We start from the raw sequence: 21745 nt of genomic DNA, 5'->3' as shown, positions 1-21745 counted from the left end.
CAAAAAGATAGCTCATGAAAACTAACGATGCATGCTGTAATAAACACGATGCGCTATGGGTTTATAAAAACAAGGAGTATATAATCTATATAGACAAAAGAAGTGAAAAGGATATTTATAATTTACAAAAAAATTAGTAAATAAATAATTAGTAATAGAAAATACCTATGCTCTAAGACAAATTAGAAAAATTAAAAATATGAAAAATTCAATAATTTCACTTTTGGCAATCTATGCATTAGCACTAAATTCATGTAATTCTCAAAAAAAAGACAATAAAATTAAAGACCCTAAAAAAGAAATACAAGCCATAGACCAATACACTGGAACTTGGTTGTTTTTAGAGAAAAAAAACAATGAATATATTTATTGTACCGATGCTTCAAAATCAATTACAGTCAACAAAACATCTATAATTGATCATACTCCGATGGAAGATTCTGAATATAAAATTGACCACATAGCGCAAAAAAACAATTTAATTTATATCTATTTAGATAAAAAAGAAACCTCTTTCTATCGATTTAAATGGATCAATATAGAAAAAGGAATTGCTAAATGGATTTTAAACAATTATGATGGAGATGTATATATTAATAAATTACATTTAAATAATGTCAAAAAAGAAAAGTGTGAAGAAGAAGACAAACCTAAAGGAATGCAATGCGAAATAAAAAATATTTCAAAAATATATGATTTTAAAATTTCAGGAACTGATTTTGAAAATAAAGATAAAAATACAAATCCTCTAATTGCTGAAATCAGTATCATTAAAAAATCAGAACCAACTAAAATACAGAAAATTCGTTTTGAACCAAGTTCATGGGTAATGTTCAGCGATGTTCCTTGTGATGCCATTTCATACTTTAAAAGCGAAAAAAATATAAAAGAAAACATTGAAAGTCATCATAATTTTATAATTGCTGATTATAATTTTGATGGATTAGAAGATTTTGCATATGTCTGGGATAATGGAGGCAATGGTGGTTTTTTATATTCTTTTTACTTGCAAAACAGTAAAGGCGAATTTTTTGAAGCTACCGATTTCCCGATGCAAAATGGCCCATTCCCCTCTGAAATAAATACTAATAAAAAAACTATTTCAATTACTGGTCCTATCGGATGTTGTAAAATCAATACAACGATCTATCTTTTAGATAAAAACAATAAATGGAAAATGATTTCTACAAAACAAGAAGATATCAAATAAGACCCGATAACGAAGATTTGAAATCCATACCCACAAAGAGAATAAACAAAACAATCCTCTACGGATTCAAAAAATAGAAAATTACCCCTAAAAAAACGTTCTTTTTTATTTTAAAAAACAGAACACCAAAGATTAAGATCCCAGACAAAAATACCACAAACTTGTCTATTCCAATTATCAAGCCAAAAGCCTGAAGGAGAAACTCATGCCTAAAAAGAAAAAATCCAAAAACACAACATACTGAAATACGCTGGAACACAGCTTAAAATATAAATCTATAAATCCGTAAAAAAGCAAAACAAACAATCATTTAAAAAAACAAAGACTATGTTAACAAATTATGGAATTGGAGGGAATGAGGTAAAATTGGACGCTGATGAAGCCATTAGCGCAATTCCTCAAAACAGAACCCTTATCGCACAAAAACTTACTATTGACACTCCTGTAAAACCAGAATTAGTAGAAGGAATCACTAGTATTGAAAAAGCTTTTGAACACTTTAAACCAGAGGTTAAAGTAAACTTCGAAAATGCTGAAGGAGCAACTAAAACCGAAGCTTTGAAATTCAAAAATCTTGGAGATTTTGGTGTAAATGGGATTACAGCTCAAAGCACTTTCTTATCGGACTTAGAAACAGAAAAAGACCAATACCAAAAAATTATTCGTCAATTGAAAACGAATAAAATTTTGAAAGCAGCTCTAGAAGACGGTGATGCCAAAAAAGCATTATTAGAAAGCTTAGGCGGGTTAATTAATGAATTAAAAGACAACAAATAAAAACCAACAGATGAAAGATAATACGACAAAAGGAGCATTTCAAGACAATGGTGGAGATGTTGCAGTAATGGAACGTAAAGTTGCCAGTTCAGTAGAAAAAAGTGTTGAAAAATTGGCCAAATATGGTGGTTTCGACTTATTGGAAATGTCTATTGAAGGAACTCAAAACCTAAATCCAGATAGAAAAGCAAGAAGAAAAATTTTCTTGGGCGAAATAAACAAAGCCAAAGAAAGAGAAACTTTGATGAAAACCCTTGAACTTTGGGTTGCTGTCTTAAACAACAACGAAGCGTTGACAGACATGGTTGCGCAATGTGAAGACAAAAGCAAAGAATCGGAAGTATTGCTAAAAAAGAATCTTGTAAAAGCGGTTGAAGACACAAGAGAGATAGAAGCTGCTTATAGAACACTTTCTTTATTTTACAAAAATACTGAGACCGACAAAGTAAAAAACATCACTATTGTAAATGCCGATATTGAGCAATTAAAAGATCTTGACAATACTCGTTTCATAGATGCCATTCATTCTGAATTGGTTGACAACTACGATCGTTTGGATTTAAAAAACAACTACGGTATTGTCGTGATTCCTGGTTATTTGGGATCCAACAAAGTAGTTGAAAAATGGGCTAAAATAGCACACGAAAATAAAGTAATGCTGGTTACCGATTTTGAACATTTGGACGAACCGGATGATGTTATGGAAATGTTTGACGCTGCCAACTTAACAGGAGGTGATGTTTATCGTTCGAATGTAATTATGACTTGCAACTGGTTAGTAGGTCGTGGTCGTTTTGAGCAAATTGGAGAAGGTGAAGATTTATACATCGCTCCCTCTGCTGCTCTTGCTGGTAAAATCTACAAAACATTAATGTCACAAGTAACTGCTGGAAAGAAATTTGGTGGTATCAACGAAGTAGACGGTGTGAAATTTGACCTTAAGAAAAGTGAAATTGCCAACCTAGAAAACATGGGATTGGTTCCTATGGTTAATGAGTACGGTAAAGTTATGGCGTTTTCTGCAAAAACTTTGTTTAGCGGAGATAACTTAGGTTTGCAAACCTATTCTGTTGTACGTGTATTTGATTATGTGACCAAAGTTTTAATGGATTTCCTTAACCGTCGTGCTTTTGAAAATTTCACAGCCAAAACGCGTAAAGAAATCATGGGACAAATTGTAAGTTTCTTGGACGGAATTACTGGACCAGACAAATTGATAGAGAATTTCGAAATTCGTCGTTTTGAGCAAGACCCTATCCAAAAAGACAGAATCTATGTAGACATTCACATGAAGCCTTACTTTCCTGCAAAGAACTTCCTTATCAAAATGGATGGTCACAAAGGAGATGACGGAACAGAATGGGATACTGATTACGAACAAAAATAATCCTTTGATTTTATCTATAAAAAAGGGAACACATTTTTTGTGTTTCCTTTTTTTAAAAAACTATTTCAAAGAAAATCAAATGTCATAATTCAAAACCAATGAAATCGCCATGACTAAAGTTGTCACAAGCACCAATAAAGATGAAGCGATAACATATTCCAATAAAAAAGAAATTTTATCTACATATGAAACCATTTCAAAAAAGTTTGATTTTAATTCTAATGATTTCTTTTTCCATAGCAATACAAGCTCAAAAAAAGAAAAAAAGCCATCCCTTAGACGACATCAATTGTCCTATAACTCAAAATGAATTACTACTCGACGGTAAGCATTTTGCAAGTGTCCCTCCTCTGTTTTTAAGAGTATATAATGAAAGTGCCGAATATGCAACACTTCAACTTGGAAAGAGAAAAGGAAATGTATTTTTGTTTTTCAAAATATTTACAGATAATACCTGTGTCAAGCAAGAACAACCCCTAGAACTTTATTTTGAAGATGGAGAAATTTTGAGTTTAAAAAACCAACTCAAAGTAAACTGTGATGGAAATGTAGTACTCGAATTGAGTGTACGTGAAATTACAAAAATAAGAAGCCACATGGTCAATAAAATAAAGCTTTTTACTCTAAATAAAGATTACGAGTTCAGCCCAACAGATGCCGACAACAAACTTTTAAGAGAGTATTTAACCTGTTTGAAGTATTACAAAGTCAAAAATGATTAATTTCTAAAACTTCCAGTAATAGAAACAAACCTTTTCTAATAAAAACACTTAAAATATGCCAATTCCACAATTGAATCTATCCCTTGGACTTACAGACAATGATGGATCGGTATTTTATGCCGGTTCTGGAGAAGGAAAAGTGATTGTACGAACCGATTCTGCCTTGATAAAACACACGATTAGCATTACAATTTCAGAACAAGAAGTGGGTACGATTTACCTTAAAACACATCAGACTAATTCCGAAATCCCATCCAAAATTGAGATTCCAACCTATCAAATGATTCTTACGGATGATAAAACCAATGAAAAAGAAATTTATAAAGTAACCCGAGATACCTTTATTTATAAAGAACAAATCACCAAAAAAAGTATTTGGAGTTTCTTGGGATTAAAATTTTTAGCACCAAAAAATTTCTTATTCGAAAACATTCCCTTTGAACCATTGAAGGAAGAAATCGAAACTTTTGATATTTCTCGATATAGAAAACTCAATTCAGACGAACTGACTTATACTTTTGAGAAAGACAATCAAACCATACAGCTTTTTGCTGGAGATATTAATTTGTTACAAATGCAAAAAGGGATCAGTTATTTTATCATAGTTGACGAAAACAATGGAAAAAGATTGATTGGTGACCTACTCTATCGGGAGAAGTTTTTAAAACTTACACCAAAAGTAAAACTGAATATAGTGAAACGAAAAAAAGTTTCCAAAGCCTTGCAAACTGACCTAAAAGGAAAAACGGATCGACTTATTTATCTATAAAAGCAATACTTATGAAAGGAGCATTTTACAAATTACCAGTAGATTTTGGCACAATAATTCAAAAAAAAGAACTTGAAAAAACATCTTTGGAACATTCTATTGCCCAACAAATAATTCTATTGGCAACTACTACTTTTGGAGAATGCAAATTTGACGAAACCTATGGTTCCAAAATATGGGAAATCGATTTTGATCTTTTGATGAACGAAAACACCTTAAAAGAAATCATTTCAAAAACCATGAAGCAATCGTTGCATCAGCACGAAGAAAGAATAAAAGTCAATGAAATAAAAATTGAATTATCCGAAACAAAATACACGGTAAAAGATGTCAATAGAGCCAAAAAAAGAGTCGATATCATTATTGAAGCTACCGTAAAAAGCACAAACAGACCTTTTGATTTTAGAGGTTATTTCTTTGTGGGACCTTTATCATACAAATAGAACTAAGACTATCAATTTCAAAACTAAAAACATTTAATGCTTTTGATTCAACATCAGGCTCACTTTGTTATAAAGATTGGGAAATTGCTTTTCGAACTCCAATGGTGTTTCAAAAAAATTCTCTAGGATTACCGCTAAAAATTCAAACTGATTTGTAAATGCATAAATCCTGAAATACTCGGATGCTATTAATTGTTCTCTAACGTTTGGAATACTTACTTCCTCATTTATTTCAGTATACATTCTAGCAAAAAGTAGTGCACTAATATCATTACTGCGCATTCCCTGATGGTGCAGCACGTGTGCAAATTCATGTATTCCAAGATTCAAATTATCGTTGGTTATATCAAATCCTTTTTGGAAATCTTCCCAAGAAAAAACTACTGCTCTTGCATTGGGATTAAACTCCCCTTTAGGGTATTGTTTGGATAAATTTGAATAATAGACGGATGGGTAAATAATAATTTTATCAAAAACGTTACAAAGATATTGTCTCATACCAAAAGACAACATAGTAATTGTGGCTGCAATATGGACTTTTACTTCTTCTGTAATTACAAAACTATCGCGACTTACAAATTCGTAATTATCTAAAAAACGAGCAACTCGATGTTCAAAATAAACCTTATTTTTATCTGATAAGTTGTTGTAAAAGGTGAACTCATTGGTAAGAAAATCAATTGCAATTGGACTTATTTTTTTGGGAAAAGGACAAAAATGTACAAAAACAGGTTTGTCAAATAACAAACCGTAACAATATTCTACAATCCTAAACAACACCCGAAGTAAAAGACCAAAAGCCAAAACAAAAACCATAATAGTAAAAAGGAGTGCGATATTTTGCATAAAAAAAACAGAACTATTTGATATTAAGTAATAAAAAAAGCAAAACTGTAAAGTACTACAATTTTGCTTTCTGATCGTGACCACGGCAGGGTTCGAACCTGCAACCCTCAGAGTCGAAATCTGATATTCTATCCAGTTGAACTACGCAGTCGGTATACATTTTAGATTTATGATTGCAGACTTTAGATTTAAAACCTGCAATCAATAACCATTTTTTAAGTCAATAATTTCTTCACGATGGTAGAAATGGTTTTTCCTTCGGCAGTTCCTCCAAGTTGAGCAGCCGCTAAGCCCATTACTTTTCCCATTGATGCAATACCTGATGCACCTGTTTCAGCAATAATTTTCGCAATCACTACTTCTACTTCGGCTTCACTTAATTGTGCTGGCAAGAATTTTTCGATTACTGCTATTTGTGCCAATTCTGGTTCAGCTAAATCCAAACGATTTTGTTCTGTGAAAATTCTAGCGCTTTCTTTACGTGTTTTAACTAATTTTTGAAGTAATTTAATCTCTTCATCAGCTGTTATTTCTTCTTTGGATCCTGAAGCTGTTTGCGCTAATAACATTTCGGATTTAATAGCTCTTAATGCTTCTAATGCTACTGTATCTTTGGCTCTCATGGCGGTTTTGATTTCGTCCATGATTTGTACTGATAAACTCATAATATATTTTAGATTTTAAATTGTTGAATTTAGATTCAAACTACAATCTGAATACTGCAATCTGAATACTTTTTTACTGCCCCAGATGGTAATGAAAAGCCTTTTTGGGAGAAACTAATTTTTTCTGGAACTAGAAAAGCGACTGATACCGATAGTTATCGGGACTTTCTTGTTCTAAGAAAAAATAGTTACGACAAAAAGCTTGTAATATACAGCTGGATAAGGCCCGACAAATTTAGAAAATTTTACTCGCAATAGCAACAACTAGTTTTAGCATTACGATCAAAAAGATAACCCGAAAATAGAATTAAATTTTCGGGTTATCTCAAAAAAATGGCTTGAATTTATTAATCTACATTGTCATGCAAATAGGAGTTATTGGAACGTAACTGTAAATCATTATTACTGTCTGTTCCAACGGATATCCTTGAAGTTGCATTGTTAGAAGGTGAATTATTCAAATCGATACCAAATCTTTTGTAAGCTGGTTCTCTTTCTAATTCATCTACTCTTGAAACGCTATCATGAAACTTGTAATTGAAATCTTTTAATTTTCTTCTTCTCTCTTCTGCTCTGAATCTCAATGTTTCTTCGATTGTCATATCAACTGGAGAATTATTTTCTAAAACAGGTATCTCTGCTGGAGTAGCGGACACTTGCTTCATTGTAATATTCAATTCAGCTGGAATTACTTCTTCAATTACTTTGGCTGTAGGTTTACATTCTAACAATTCATTCTCTACTTCCATATATTCTTCAAGTGAGTATTTTATAATACCATTCTCAGATAATTCGGTTACAGGAACAAACTGAACGGGCTGAACAACATTTATCTCACGTGTTTCATTTGTCAATTCGAACAAGAAATTAGAATCTACTTTTGGCTGAACCGGCTCTGGAGTAATCAAAGGTAAATCAAAAGAAAATGAAACTTGTTCTTGTTTTTCCTCAAATCGAATTGACTCAGACCTCACTTCTCTAATTTGCTCTACTACAGGATTTGTTACTATAAAATCGATTTCTTTCATTGGAGAAACAATTTCGAAAGTAACATCTAAATTTTTAATAAATTCAGACATTCCAATTAATTCATCTTCGTTTATTGCTGCAACCACAGGTTCAGGAATCGTTATATCTTCAACTAGATCGAAAACTATTCTTTCCTCAGTATTAGAAACTGGTAATTCACTATTTAAATTAAATCCAGCAACAGTATTTTTGGTTAAATCAAAAACACCTTTTTGATCCTCTCCTAAAGTATGAATAATCTTTTTAGGCTCAACATTTACGATTTCATTTTGTTGTTCTACATTAAAACCGGTAGCTATAATTGTAATTGCAACGGCATCGCCTAGCGTTTCGTCTTCACCAACACCCATGATAATATTGGCATTAGAACCAGCTTCGAATTGAATATGCTCATTAATTTCGGCAATTTCGTCGATTGTAATTTCATTAGAACCAGAAACGATAAGCAACAATACGTTTTTGGCACCCGTTATTTTATTATCATTTAAAAGAGGTGAATCTAAAGCAGAAACAATTCCTTCTTTTGCTCTATTTTCTCCAGAAGAAACAGAAGATCCCATAATAGCAGTACCACTATTATACAATACTGTTTTGGCATCACGTAAATCGATATTTTGAGTGTAGTGATGTGTAATTACTTCGGCAATTCCTCTTGAGGCTGTTGCCAATACTTCATCTGCTTTAGAAAATCCAGCTTTGAAACCAAGATTTCCATACACTTCTCTTAATTTATTATTATTGATTACGATTAAAGAATCAACTTGTTTGCGTAATTTTTCTATACCAATTAAAGCTTGTTCTTGACGTACTTTACCTTCAAACAAGAATGGTAAGGTCACAATACCAACTGTAAGAATATCTCTTTCTTTTGCTAATTGAGCAATTACTGGCGCAGCACCAGTACCTGTTCCACCACCCATTCCAGCAGTGATAAAAACCATTTTTGTATTTCTATCCAACATTTTTTCAATATCGGCAATACTTTCAATAGCAGATTGATGGCCTATGTCTGGATTTGCTCCAGCACCAAGACCTTCAGTTAAATTTACACCTAACTGAATTTTATTTGGCACAGCACTATTTTCTAATGCTTGCGAATCGGTATTACAGACGATGAAATCAACGCCTTTTATACCTTGTTTAAACATGTGGTTAATGGCATTGCTACCACCTCCACCTACTCCTATTACTTTGATTACATTTGATTGATTTTTTGGCAAATCAAATGATATACTTCCAAATTCAGTGTTGCTTGACATCGTATGGGTTTTTAATTTTTTTTATTTATCTATAACTACTCTAGGCTTGGGGCAAAAAGGAGGTTTGATAACTTATTCTATTCTTATTATTATTCTGCGTTGTCTAAAAAATCCTTTATTCTGTCCACATATTTATCAAAAAACGATCTTCTAATTTTGTTTTCAGTCGTTTCTTCTTTTATAGAATCTACCTGAAGTATTTTTTCAGGTTGCACATAAACTTCTTCTTGTAACTCTACTTTTGTTTCTACAATAGGCTCTCTGTAATATGCTACTTTTTCAGGGCTAAGTATCGCTTGCATTTTAACAGCACTTTGCGAGTTGTTTTCTATGCTATTCATAACCAATCCTACTGCTGTTGCATACAATGGACTTGAAATTTCTTCATCAGAATTACCCGCCAAATGCTCATTTGGGTAACCTATTCTTGTATCCATTCCCGTTATATATTCCACCAATTGCTTGATATGTTTCAATTGTGCGCCTCCTCCAGTAAGAACTATACCTGCAATTAATTTTTTACGTGGATCTTCATGTCCATAGGCTCTCACTTCGGTAAAAACTTGTTCAATTATCTCGACAACTCGTGCATTGATTATTTTTGAAAGATTCTTCAACGAAATTTCTTTCGGTTCTCTCCCTCTTAATCCAGGAATTGAAACTATTTCATTGTCTTTATTTTCACCTGGCCAAGCAGAACCAAATTTAACTTTCAATAACTCTGCTTGTTTCTCTATTATCGAACAACCTTCTTTTATATCATCAGTGATAACATTTCCTCCAAAAGGAATTACGGCAGTATGTCGAATTATGCCATCTTTAAAAATAGCCAAATCCGTAGTACCTCCTCCTATATCGATTAAGGCAACACCTGCTTCTTTCTCTTCCTGACTTAAAACTGCATCGGAAGATGCTAAAGGTTCTAATGTTAAGCCTGACAATTCAATACCTGAACTTTGAATACACCTACCTACGTTTCTGATAGACGCAGCTTGTCCTACGACAACATGAAAACTACTTTCAAGCCTTCCACCATACATCCCGATAGGTTCTTTAATATCGGACTGCCCATCAATTTTGAATTCTTGAGGCAAAACATGAATAATTTCTTCTCCTGGCAACATAGCCAATTTGTGAACTTGATTGATTAGCAAATCAATATCATTTCCTCCGATTACTTCTTCTGGATTACTTCTGCTGATGTAATCACTATGTTGAATACTTCGTATGTGCTGTCCTGCTATACCAACTACAACATCTTTTATTTTATAACCTGAATTATTCTCTGCTTCAAGAATTGCTTGTTGAATGGACTGTATTGTCTGAGTAATATTATTTACAACACCTCTTGACACACCCAAGCTTTTAGATTTACCAACACCTAAAATTTCAAGTTTTCCATATTCATTTTTTTTGCCAATCATGGCAACAATTTTAGTCGTCCCAATATCTAGACCTACTGCAATATTCTCTTTTTCCATTTTCTATTATTTTGTGCAAACTACTTGTTCCGTAAATCTGAGATCTATTTTTTTATATTTATACAAAGAACTATCCAAACTTACTTTTTGAAAAAAAGCTTTATAGTTTTGAAATTTTCGTTCTGCATTGATCGAACTACCAAAATCAATTTGATAATTATAATTTCTATTGAGCATTAATAAGCTACCATTAGGCATAATTTGTATACCAATGATGTTCTTTCTTAAAAACGCATCATCATAAATTATTTTAAATAATTTAAATAAATCTTTGTTGTTTTTCTTGTTTATCTCCCCAGAAACAAGTGGAACTCGAGCTGTAAAATTTGACGATAATGGCATGGTATTTCCTTCACTATCAACATAAAAAGAACCCTCATCATTAAAGACCCTAGCAATAGGTGTCTTTTGTTTTACAACTGCTTTTAAAACACCATCAATACTCACATACACATCTGCTTTCTCGATCATTTTTTGAGCATTTAATACTAGCTCCAATTTATTCAAATCTAACCTATCTTTTCTTATGGTTGTAACATTCGAATTATTTTCTATTAACAATTTATTAACCGTTTCGTTTTTTAAAAAAAGTGCGTTTTCACCTATAAAAACCACCTCTGTTTTGATCAATTTCCTTTTAGAATTTCGTTTGGATGTAAACGAAAAAAGAAAAATCACCAACACAAACATCAGTAATAATCTTATATTATTCCAATTAAAGACTTTCATACAATGCTTTTTTAATTGACGGTACCATTTCTCCTAAATCACCAGCTCCAATTGTAACAATCACACGAGCATCATTAGCCAAAATAGCGGGAATTAAATCCTCTTTACTAACTATTTTTTTATGTCCATTTGTCATTTTATTCATAAGCCATTGTGAAGTAACTCCTTCCATTGGTAATTCACGAGCCGGGTAAATATCCAACAAAAATACTTCATCAAAAGCAGATAAACTTTTGGCAAAATTATCAGCAAAATCTCTAGTTCTACTGAATAAATGTGGTTGAAAAACAGCTAAAACCTTTTGTCCTGGATACAATTCACGAACCGCCTGGTGAACAGCATTTATCTCGGTAGGATGATGTGCATAATCATCAATATACACTAAATTTTCTTCTTTTATTTGATAGGAGAAACGACGTCTTATCCCTTTGAACGAAACCAAAGCTCTGGCAATAACATCGGTTGGGGTGCCGTAAGTTATTGCCATTGCTAATGCCATCAAAGCATTCATTAAATTATGCTTACCTGGCAATCCGAAACGCAAATCTTTTATGAGTCCGTTTGGGGCTTTAACATCAAAAACATAACTACTGTTTTCTATTCTTACATTGAAAGCTTCAAAAACTGCTTCATCATTTACCGCACAAACTACCCCTTTTATTGGTAATTCGTTGGTAATAAAAAGGTTGCTTTTGTCTTCAATTTTATTAGCAAATTCTACAAATGAAGCTTCAATAGCATCACTAGTTCCATAAATATCCAAATGATCTGCATCCATAGAAGTGATACAGGCAATATCTGGATGTAAATGTAAAAATGAACGATCGAATTCATCCGCTTCAACAACTGTAACCGTTTTCCCGTTTCCTATTAAATTGGAATCATAATTCTCAACAATTCCACCAATAAAAGCGGTTACATCAGCACCACTTTCATATAAAATATGTCCTAAAATACTAGAGGTCGTCGTTTTGCCATGCGTTCCTGCCACAGCAAAACAAAACGTATCTTTGGTGATAATACCTAAAACTTCCGCTCTCTTTTTTACTTGATAATCACGTTCCAAAAAATAATTCCACTCTGAGTGGGTCACAGGTACTGCTGGAGTAATAATCACTAAAGTATTTTCAACGTAGAAATCATTCGGAATACTGGCTATATTATCTTCAAAATGAATATCAATTCCGCTTTCTATCAACTCACTTGTCAGTATAGAAGGCGTTTTATCGTAACCCGAAACTTGTTTTCCAATGGCTTTGAAATACCGAGCCAAAGCACTCATTCCGATACCACCGATACCAATAAAATAGACGTTTTTAATTTGATTTAAATTCATTTTATCTTTATTTAGATTATTACAACCTATTCTTCATTTTCAGCTTTTACCAATCAATTTAACAATTTCATCCACAATTTGAATCGTTGCATTTGGTTTTGCTAATTTCTTCATACTCTTGCCTAGAAACTGTTGTTTCCCAATATCTTTAATTAAAGATTCGAAAACGATCATAAAATCATCTTCCAACTGGGATTCTTTTAATAAAATAGCCCCTTTTTTATCAACTATAGCTTGAGCATTTTTAGTTTGATGATCTTCTGCCACGTTTGGTGATGGAATAAAAATAACCGGTTTAGCAACCAAACATAATTCTGAAACAGAAGAAGCACCTGCACGAGAAATAATTATATCAGCAGCAGCATATACCAAATCCATTCTTTCTATAAAAGGAACAACTTGAACATTGTATTTATTGTACTTTTGATATTCATCAAAATAAAATTTACCACATTGCCAAATAATTTGAACATTTAAGGAAAGCAGATTATCTAGTTCTTTTTCAATCAATTGATTAATCCTTCTAGCACCAAGACTACCGCCTAAAACCAAAAGTGTCTTTTTGTTTGTATCCAATTTAAAATATTGAATTGCTTCTGTACGTTTCGAAGAAATATCCATTAAATCCTGACGAACAGGATTTCCAGTTAAAATCATTTTTTCTTTAGGGAAAAATGATTCCAAATTATCATAAGCCACACAAATACAATTGGCTTTTTTACTTAATAATTTGTTGGTAATACCTGGATATGAATTTTGTTCTTGAATAACAGTTGGTATATTCATGCTATTGGCCACCTTAAGCAATGGACCACTTGCAAAACCTCCAGTTCCAATGACAACGTCGGGTTTAAATTCTTTTAGAATTTTTCGTGATTCCCATAAACTATGGATTAATTTAAAAGGAAACATTGCATTCTGAATGGTTAATTTTCTTTGCAATCCAGCAATCCACAACCCTTTTATTTTGTAACCTGCCTGAGGCACTTTTTGCATTTCCATTTTGTCTTTGGCTCCAACAAACAAAATCTCTGAATCTGGAAATCGAAATTGCAATTCATTTGCTATGGCAATTGCAGGATAAATATGTCCTCCTGTACCTCCTCCACTTAAGATAAATTTATGCTTGGCCATTTTGAAAAATTTTATAAATTGATGCTTGTGTATAACTTTAAACTGTAAATAATTGTATTTTAAAAATAACTAAATCAAATAAATTCAGTTATTTCAAAACAGCATTCATTGGATTTGAAGAATTATCCGAAATCGAATAATCATTTATCTCAATATTATTTTTTTCGTTTTTAAAATCAGATTCTTCAAGATTAGTTTCGATTTCTTTATCAATCAATCTTTGAAGTACTTCATCCCTTTTTTCTTTTTCTAATTTTTCTTGTGCAATTTCTTCTTCTTTTTTGGTAACGCTTAAAATTATTCCGAGTCCGAAACAAGTCATCCAAATGGAACTTCCTCCACTACTTATTAACGGCAGTGTTTGTCCAGTAACGGGCAATAATTCAACGGCAACTGCCATATTAATCATTGCTTGAAAAATCATGGGAAAACCCAGCCCTACAACCACTAATTTTCCAAAAAGAGTATTGGCTTTGTGCGATGCAACCACAAAACGAAATAACAAAAGTAAATACAAAACCAAAACCCCAACTCCACCTACAAGCCCATATTCCTCTACAATTATAGCATAAATAAAATCGGATGAAGATTGTGGTAAGAAATTTTTCTGTACGCTTTTACCTGGCCCTAAACCATAAATTTGACCTGAGGCAATCGCTATTTTAGCTTTTTCAATTTGATAATCATCTTCATCTGCTTTGTTACTTGTGAAATTTTCAATTCGGCTTCCCCAAGTTCCTACTCTACTAAAAAATCTAGAATCAGGAAAAGCTTTAGCTATTAAAATAAAAAATGTCAAAAACAACACACCGGTTCCAACGATAAAACAAATATACTTTATCGGGTATCTTCCAATAAAAACGATCATAATTACCATCGAAAAAATCAAAGCTGTGGTAGAAAAATTGGCTGGTAATATAAAGATCAAAGTAATAAATACCGGAAGCCATAACTCCCACAAAGAGGATTTAAAAGTAATAGGATTTTCTCTTGTCTTAGACAAATAACGAGCCACGAAAATAAACAAGATGATTGCGGCCACAGTTGAGGTTTGAAAAGATAAACCTATAAAAGGTATTTGAATCCAACGGCTGGCATTGGCTCCCGCAATTACAGTTCCTTTTACCAAAGTGTAGGCTAACAAAATCCAAACGATAGGCAGACCAACTTTTGAAATTGCTCGAAAATAGAGATACGGAATTTTATGAACCCAATAAATAATTAAAAAGCCAATACAGATATGTGCAAAATGCTTCACCAAATACCCCAAAGTATTTCCTGTACCATGACCGAGATAAGCTAGATTACTACTTGCACTAAAAACGGGCATAAAGGAAAATAGGCCCAATAAGGCCACGAATGACCAAATACCTTTATCCCCTTTTAGCTTGTTAATTAGTTCTTTCATGATATTTTTGTTTAAAGGTTTATTTTGTTTAAAGTATAAAGTTGAGTGACATCAACCTTAAACTTTTAACTGTTAAACTCTTTCCTTTTATAAATTCTTTACCGCTTGCTTGAATTGTCTTCCTCTATCTTCATAGCTTTCAAACAAATCAAAACTGGCACAAGCCGGTGACAATAATACTGTATCTCCTTTTTCAGATAAACGTTGAGCCATACGAACGGCTTCATTCATACTGTTTACTTCTACCATAATATCTACTACGTTCCCAAAAGCATCAATTATTTTTTTGTTATCCACACCTAAACAAATAATTGCTTTTACTTTTTCACGCACTAAAGACATTAATTCATGATAATCATTCCCTTTATCAACACCCCCTACTATCCAAACTGTAGGAGTATTCATACTGTCTAAAGCAAAGAATACAGAATTTACATTTGTAGCTTTAGAATCGTTTATGTATTGAACATTTTGAATTTTCAACACTTTTTCCAAGCGATGTTCAACTCCTTGAAAATTAGATAAACTTTCACGAATCGTTTCCTTTCTAATTTGCAAAATCTTTGCTACTGAAGTTGCTGCCATTGCATTTTTCAAATTATGTTTTCCTTCCAATGCGATGTATTCCGTGTCCATTGTAAACTCTTCTTGATTAATCCTTACTTCCATTTTATTATTTTTTATATAAGCTCCTTGTTTGAATTCGTCGGTTAACGAAAAAGGAATTAATTGGGCTTTCACTTTATTTTTACTTAACCATTCTAAAATGGCTTCATCATTTGCATCATAAATAAGGAAATCTTCCTCTGTTTGATTCATCGTTATTCGAAACTTAGACTCAATGTAATTTTGATATTTATATTCATATCGATCCAAATGATCCGGACTAATATTAGTTAAAATTGCAATATGTGGTTTATACGTTATAATACCATCCAACTGAAAACTACTCAACTCAATAACATAAAAATCAAAATCATTATCAGCAACTTGCCATGCAAAACTTTTACCAACATTTCCAGCTAAACCAACATTCAACCCAGCGGTTTTCAACAAATGGTACGTTAACATTGTTGTGGTTGTTTTACCATTACTTCCAGTTATCCCAATGGTAACTGCGTTTGTAAAAGGAGCTGCAAATTCAATTTCAGAAATTATCGAAATCCCTTTACTTTTTAACTGTTTGACTATTGGAGATTTATCTGGAATACCGGGACTTTTCATCACGATATCGGCATTCAAAACCAACTCTTCTGTATGTTTTCCCTCTTCCCAAGCAATTCCGTTAATAATAAGAACCTCTTTATAACTTTCTTTTATTTTTCCAAAATCAGAAACAAAAACATCATATCCTTTTTTCTTCCCAAGAATAGCAGTACCAACACCGCTTTCTCCTCCTCCTAATATCACTAGTCTCATATTATCTCAATTTCAGCGTTACAATTGACAATATGGCTAGCATAATAGCAACAACCCAAAATCGGGTAACTATCTTACTTTCATGATATCCTTTCTTTTGGTAATGATGATGCAAAGGAGACATTAAAAATATCCTTCGCCCTTCACCAAAGCGTTTTTTTGTATATTTAAAATAGGCCACTTGCAAGACAACAGAGAAATTTTCGACTAAAAATATTCCACACAATAGCGGAATTAATAATTCTTTACGAACGGCTATAGCCAAAACAGCAATGATTCCACCTATTGTTAAACTCCCTGTATCTCCCATAAAGACCGAAGCCGGATAGGAGTTGTACCAAAGAAAACCAATCAAAGCACCTAAAAATGAAGCAATAAAAACGGTCATCTCTCCAGAATTAGGTATATACATTATATTTAAATAATTAGAAAAAATAATATTCCCCGAGACGAAAGTAAAAATCGCTAATGCAAAAACCGAAACCGCAGAAGTTCCCGCAGCTAATCCATCAATGCCGTCCGTTAAATTTGCTCCATTTGAAACAGCAGTAATAATAAAAATCACAATTGGTATAAAAACTAGCCAAGCCCATTTTTCATAGCCTTCACCAGTCCAAGCCAGCAATTCTGCATAATCAAACTCATTATTTTTGAAAAAAGGAATAGTAGTTGCTGTTGATTTTTCTTCTAAAGAAGCAGGATTAATTACAGCTTCTGTAGATTGTCTAAAAATATCTGCTTTCCCTGTGTCGGTTCTAACCGTAACAGCAGGACTGAAATACAAAACGGAGCCAACTATTAAGCCCAAACCAACTTGCCCAACAACTTTAAAAATACCTTTAAGGCCTTGTTTATCTTTCTTAAAAATTTTGATGTAATCATCTATAAAACCAATTGTACCCATCCACAAGGTGGTTACAATCAATAAAACAATATAAATATTATGAAGTTTTGCAAAAAGCAATACAGGTACTAGTGTAGCAAAAATGATAATTATCCCCCCCATGGTTGGCGTACCCGCTTTTTCATTTTGACCTGCTAATCCTAATTCACGCACAGTTTCACCAACTTGCTGTCTACTCAAAAAACCAATAATACGTTTTCCATAAATAGTAGACAATAATAAAGACAACATCAATGCTAAGGATGATCTAAAAGTGATGTATTGAAAAACACCTGTTCCAGGTACATCCATTACTTTGTCTAAATATTGAAATAAGTAGTATAGCATATCTCTTTGTTTATTTGGTTAATCGTTAATTTGTTTAATCGTTCCGTCTTTTACCATCCTGTTAAATGAATAAACAAACAACCGATTAAACTATTATTTTACTAATTGTTCTAAAATTTCCTTTACAGTTTTCATATCGTCAAAATCATGACGCACTCCTTTGATTTCTTGATAAGTTTCATGTCCCTTACCAGCAATCAATATAATATCATTGGATTGTGCTAATTGACAAGCCGTTTTAATTGCTTGAAATCTGTCGGTAATCGACAAAACTTTTTTAATATTCTGTACCTGAATCCCATTTTCCATTTCATGGATTATTACTTCAGGATCTTCATTTCTAGGATTATCAGAAGTTAAAATCACTTTATCACTCAACTCTGAAGCGATCCCAGCCATAATTGGACGCTTAGCTGCATCCCTATTCCCGCCACAACCTACAACTGTAATTAATTGTTCATTATTGGTACGCACATCGTTTATCGTATTCAAAACATTTTCGAGAGCATCTGGCGTGTGGGCATAATCTACAATAGCTGTTATATTCGTTTTGGAAACAATATATTGAAATCGGCCAGAAACACTTTCTAATTCTGACATTAATCGAAGTACTTCTAAACTGTCAAGTCCAAGTTCTACGGCTGTTCCATATATTGCCAATAGGTTATAAGCATTAAAAGTTCCAATCAACTTTACCCAAACTTCATTACCGTTTATTTTTAGTAACAAACCTGACAATTGATTTTCAAGAATTTGCGCTTTGTAATCCGCATATGTTTTCAATGCATAAGTAAGCTTCCTTGCAGAAGTATTTTGAAGCATTACTTGTCCATTTTTATCATCACTGTTCGTAAGCGCAAAAGCACTACTTGGCAAATGATCAAAAAAGGATTTTTTTACATCTCTGTATTCCGCAAAAGTAGGGTGATAATCTAAATGATCATGAGATAAATTTGTGAATATCCCTCCTCTAAAATGCAAAGCTTCGGTACGTTTTTGATGAATCCCATGTGAACTTACCTCCATAAAACAATAATCAACCCCTGCATCAACCATTTCCTTAAGATAATGATTTATGGTTATCGAATCTGGCGTGGTATGCGTTGCTTTATATTCTAAATCGTCAACTAAAATTTTGACTGTAGAAAGTAATCCCACTTTGAAACCCGCTTTTTTGAATAATTGATATAATAAAGAAGCTATAGTTGTTTTCCCATTTGTACCTGTAATTCCAACTAATTTTAATTTTTGAGAAGGATTTTCAAAATAATTGGCCGCCATAAAAGCTAGCGCAGCATTAGTATCTTTCACACAAACATAAGTTACTCCATTTGCTAAATTTTCCGGAAGTGTTTCACAGATAACAGCCTTTGCTCCTAATTTGATGGCTTTTTCTATAAAATCATGCCCATCAGACAATGTCCCTCTAATGGCAATAAAAACATCCTCATTTTCAATTTTTCTAGAATCAAAATTCAAGTGATTTACTGCAATTTCGGTAGAACCATTTAAAGATTCTATTGCTACTTTATATAATATGTCTTTTAATATACTCATGATAATTCCAATAGAATTGATGAATTTTTTACAATACTTTGACCTGATTGAACGGATTGTCTCTTAACCTTCCCTACGCCAATCACTTTAACTTTAACACCCAAATTTTCTAACAATGCTACAGCATCCATTCCCGCCATACCTTTTACATTTGGAATCAAGTTTTGCTTTTTCTGCATTTTTACAAAATAAGCGTTGTAACTATTATCTTGTTTTGGATTTGGATTATCTAATTTTTTTATCACATTATTAGACGGAGTATCTGTAAATATTTTTTGGGCAATTCTTTTAAAAACTGGCCCTGCTACATCTGCACCATAATAGTTATTATTAGAAGTGTTTGGTTTATGAACTACCACAATACAGGAATACTTAGGGTTATCAGCAGGAAAATAGCCAACAAATGAAGACGCGTAATACTTATCCATTCCTCCATTATGAGCATAATTCACTGCCGCAGTCCCAGTTTTACCAGCCATAGAAAAATCTTTAGAATACAATTTTGCCCCTGTCCCTTTTTTTACCACATTCGCCAAAACTGCCTTAACTTTTCGTAACGTTTCAGGCGAACAAATTCTCGGGTTCATTACCTCCGTATTGTATTTTTTTATGGTTTTATTCCATGCCTTTATTTCTGACACTAATTGTGGTTTAACCATCACTCCATTATTGGCAACTGCATTATAATACGTTAAAGTTTGTAATGGTGTAACCGAAACTCCATACCCAAAAGCCATCCATGGAAGTGAAATATTAGACCAATTTTTATCACTTGGTTGAGGAATAAAAGGTACTCCTTCCCCTCTAAAAGCCAATCCTAATTTTTTATTTAAACCGTAAGAATTAATGTGATTTACAAACTTTGTAGGATTATTTTTGTAATTATTATAAACTGCTTGAACCATAACTGTATTAGATGAAACTTCAAAACCACGTGCCAATGAAATTTTTCCATATCCTCCTTCATGAGAGTCTTTAACCTTTTGACCAGAATACGTAATTATCCCACCGTGACTATCATAAACACTACTTGTATCAGCTACTTTATCTTCAAGTATTGCCATTAAGTCAACCAATTTAAAAGTCGATCCTGGTTCATGAGATTCAGCATAAGCATAATTGGTAGTTTCATAATAACTACCATCAGTAGCTCTTCCTAAATTTGAAATTGCTTTAATATGTCCTGTTTTTGTTTCCATAACCACAACACAACCATGATCAGCCTCATACTCTTCTAGTTGTTTCAACAATGCATGATGTGCAATATCCTGAATGTAAACGTCTATAGTTGAAATCACATCATAACCATCTTGAGGCTCCACTTCATTTACATCTCGAATGGGTTTCCACTGCCCTTTGGCAATTTTTTGTTTTAATATTTTACCATCTTTCCCGTTAAGATATTTACTAAACGCCCACTCGATTCCTTTTCCATCAGAATACCCTTCAGGCATTTTTCTTTCGTAACCAATAGTACGTTCTGCAATCTTACCAATTGGATGTTCTCTAATTGTCTTTTGCTCAATTATAATTCCACCTTTATAAGCACCCAAATTAAATAATGGATAGCCTTTTATTTTCATATATTCTGTAAAACTTAAACCTTGGGCTACTAAATAATATCTGTTTTTATGAACTCTTGCTCTACGTAATTCATTTTGAATTGAGCTACTTGATTTTTTAAGCAACATCCCCAATGAATCTGACAATAATTTTATATTTTTCTCAAAATTTTCCGTTTTAGGCGCTACAGCATCAAAACGAATAGTATAATTGGGAATTGAAGTAGCCAAAAGACTGCCATCTGCAGAATAAATATTCCCCTTATTTGCAGGAATAACAAAATTCTTAACGGTTCTTTCTTTTGCTAATTGTCTATAATGATCCCCATCAACCCATTGAATATTCGTTAACTTCACTGCAATAGCCATCGCCATCATAAAAATGAAAAAGGCAACCAAGTAGGTTCTATAGGATATATATTTATCTTCTACTGCCATATTTTTTCTAAGAAATTTTTTTCTTCAGGTGCTGCAACTTCAATTTTAACTGGGGGAACTGTGGATGGAAAAATTTGCTTTCCTTCCATTTTGGCCGAAACTGTGGATTCCATTTTTAGTTTCATCAACTCCGAACGTCTATCTACAAATTCTGAACGTAATTCTTTTACTTTATTAGTCAATTCAACAATCTTAAATACTTTTTGTTCGTAACGTTGTGTATTGGCAATCATTATTATAGCAAGTAAAATCACAAAGACAATAAAACGCCAGTTTTTGACTGCATTATCATCTATAAGGAACTGTGCTTTTAATATGTTATAAATTCCTCCCTTCATTTTTA

19 protein-coding genes and 1 tRNA gene are annotated in these 21745 nt (G+C 32.7%); 6 read left to right on the top strand and 14 right to left on the bottom strand.

Going from position 1 to position 21745, the window contains the following annotated elements; genetic code table 11:
• Positions 1-199: 199 nt before the first annotated feature.
• The 6 genes from OZP06_RS10680 (at position 200) to OZP06_RS10655 (ending at position 5308) form a co-directional block, all read left to right on the top strand.
• Positions 200-1210 (top strand): hypothetical protein, encoded by a 1011-nt coding sequence (locus OZP06_RS10680; RefSeq protein ID WP_269221831.1) that lies wholly within the window; start codon positions 200-202, stop codon positions 1208-1210.
• 327 nt (positions 1211-1537) lie between these two features.
• On the top strand, positions 1538-1987 hold the full coding sequence (locus OZP06_RS10675) for a hypothetical protein (protein WP_269221830.1): 450 nt from the start codon (positions 1538-1540) through the stop codon (positions 1985-1987).
• 67 nt (positions 1988-2054) lie between these two features.
• The gene (locus OZP06_RS10670) at positions 2055-3374 is read left to right on the top strand and encodes a DUF5458 family protein (protein WP_269224598.1); all 1320 of its coding nucleotides are present in this window, start codon (positions 2055-2057) and stop codon (positions 3372-3374) included.
• A 185-nt stretch (positions 3375-3559) separates the two neighbouring features.
• Entirely contained in the window at positions 3560-4096 is a 537-nt protein-coding gene (locus tag OZP06_RS10665) for a hypothetical protein (RefSeq protein ID WP_281323701.1), read from the top strand.
• A gap of 55 nt (positions 4097-4151) precedes the next feature.
• Complete coding sequence (locus tag OZP06_RS10660) at positions 4152-4865, top strand: hypothetical protein (RefSeq protein WP_281323700.1); 714 nt, start codon at positions 4152-4154, stop codon at positions 4863-4865.
• A gap of 11 nt (positions 4866-4876) precedes the next feature.
• Positions 4877-5308 (top strand): GPW/gp25 family protein, encoded by a 432-nt coding sequence (locus OZP06_RS10655; protein ID WP_281323699.1) that lies wholly within the window; start codon positions 4877-4879, stop codon positions 5306-5308.
• Positions 5309-5341: 33 nt separating this feature from the next.
• Here OZP06_RS10655 and OZP06_RS10650 read toward each other — a convergent pair whose 3' ends face one another.
• The 14 genes from OZP06_RS10650 to OZP06_RS10585 form a co-directional block, all read right to left on the bottom strand.
• Positions 5342-6154 carry a zinc-dependent peptidase gene (locus tag OZP06_RS10650; protein WP_269221826.1) on the bottom strand — a complete coding sequence of 271 codons (813 nt, stop codon included), beginning with the start codon at positions 6152-6154 and terminating at the stop codon, positions 5342-5344.
• Positions 6155-6231: 77 nt separating this feature from the next.
• Positions 6232-6305, bottom strand: a tRNA-Arg gene (locus OZP06_RS10645).
• A 64-nt stretch (positions 6306-6369) separates the two neighbouring features.
• Positions 6370-6819, bottom strand: a complete 450-nt coding sequence (locus OZP06_RS10640; protein WP_269221825.1) for a GatB/YqeY domain-containing protein — start codon at positions 6817-6819, stop codon at positions 6370-6372.
• A gap of 347 nt (positions 6820-7166) precedes the next feature.
• Positions 7167-9107, bottom strand: a complete 1941-nt coding sequence (ftsZ, locus tag OZP06_RS10635; RefSeq protein ID WP_269221824.1) for a cell division protein FtsZ — start codon at positions 9105-9107, stop codon at positions 7167-7169.
• An 89-nt stretch (positions 9108-9196) separates the two neighbouring features.
• Positions 9197-10588 carry a cell division protein FtsA gene (ftsA, locus tag OZP06_RS10630; RefSeq protein ID WP_281237917.1) on the bottom strand — a complete coding sequence of 464 codons (1392 nt, stop codon included), beginning with the start codon at positions 10586-10588 and terminating at the stop codon, positions 9197-9199.
• A gap of 6 nt (positions 10589-10594) precedes the next feature.
• Entirely contained in the window at positions 10595-11317 is a 723-nt protein-coding gene (locus OZP06_RS10625; protein ID WP_269221823.1) for a cell division protein FtsQ, read from the bottom strand.
• A complete protein-coding gene (gene murC / locus OZP06_RS10620; protein ID WP_269221822.1) occupies positions 11304-12653 on the bottom strand; it encodes a UDP-N-acetylmuramate--L-alanine ligase in 1350 nt (449 codons plus the stop codon). Before murC ends, OZP06_RS10625 begins: the two co-directional genes overlap by 14 nt.
• Positions 12654-12692: 39 nt before the next feature.
• On the bottom strand, positions 12693-13787 hold the full coding sequence (gene murG / locus OZP06_RS10615) for an undecaprenyldiphospho-muramoylpentapeptide beta-N-acetylglucosaminyltransferase (RefSeq protein WP_269221821.1): 1095 nt from the start codon (positions 13785-13787) through the stop codon (positions 12693-12695).
• A gap of 88 nt (positions 13788-13875) precedes the next feature.
• Positions 13876-15195, bottom strand: a complete 1320-nt coding sequence (locus OZP06_RS10610) for an FtsW/RodA/SpoVE family cell cycle protein (RefSeq protein ID WP_269221820.1) — start codon at positions 15193-15195, stop codon at positions 13876-13878.
• Between the two features lie 87 nt (positions 15196-15282).
• Positions 15283-16614 carry a UDP-N-acetylmuramoyl-L-alanine--D-glutamate ligase gene (gene murD / locus OZP06_RS10605; RefSeq protein ID WP_269221819.1) on the bottom strand — a complete coding sequence of 444 codons (1332 nt, stop codon included), beginning with the start codon at positions 16612-16614 and terminating at the stop codon, positions 15283-15285.
• A 1-nt stretch (position 16615) separates the two neighbouring features.
• Positions 16616-17845: a phospho-N-acetylmuramoyl-pentapeptide-transferase gene (gene mraY / locus OZP06_RS10600; RefSeq protein WP_281237922.1), complete on the bottom strand. Its 1230-nt coding sequence runs from the start codon at positions 17843-17845 to the stop codon at positions 16616-16618.
• Positions 17846-17938: 93 nt separating this feature from the next.
• Positions 17939-19402 carry a UDP-N-acetylmuramoyl-L-alanyl-D-glutamate--2,6-diaminopimelate ligase gene (locus OZP06_RS10595; RefSeq protein ID WP_269221818.1) on the bottom strand — a complete coding sequence of 488 codons (1464 nt, stop codon included), beginning with the start codon at positions 19400-19402 and terminating at the stop codon, positions 17939-17941.
• Positions 19399-21402, bottom strand: a complete 2004-nt coding sequence (locus tag OZP06_RS10590; RefSeq protein WP_269221817.1) for a penicillin-binding protein — start codon at positions 21400-21402, stop codon at positions 19399-19401. The genes OZP06_RS10595 and OZP06_RS10590 overlap by 4 nt, the downstream gene beginning before the upstream one ends.
• On the bottom strand, positions 21393-21740 hold the full coding sequence (locus OZP06_RS10585) for an FtsL-like putative cell division protein (protein ID WP_269221816.1): 348 nt from the start codon (positions 21738-21740) through the stop codon (positions 21393-21395). Before OZP06_RS10585 ends, OZP06_RS10590 begins: the two co-directional genes overlap by 10 nt.
• Between the last annotated feature and the right edge of the window lie 5 nt (positions 21741-21745).

Source organism: Flavobacterium sp. IMCC34518 (genome assembly GCF_027111095.2).
In the GTDB taxonomy this organism is placed as follows: domain Bacteria; phylum Bacteroidota; class Bacteroidia; order Flavobacteriales; family Flavobacteriaceae; genus Flavobacterium; species Flavobacterium praedii.
The sequence above is the reverse complement of the archived record's forward strand: the minus strand, read 5'-3'. Positions and strand labels throughout refer to the sequence as shown.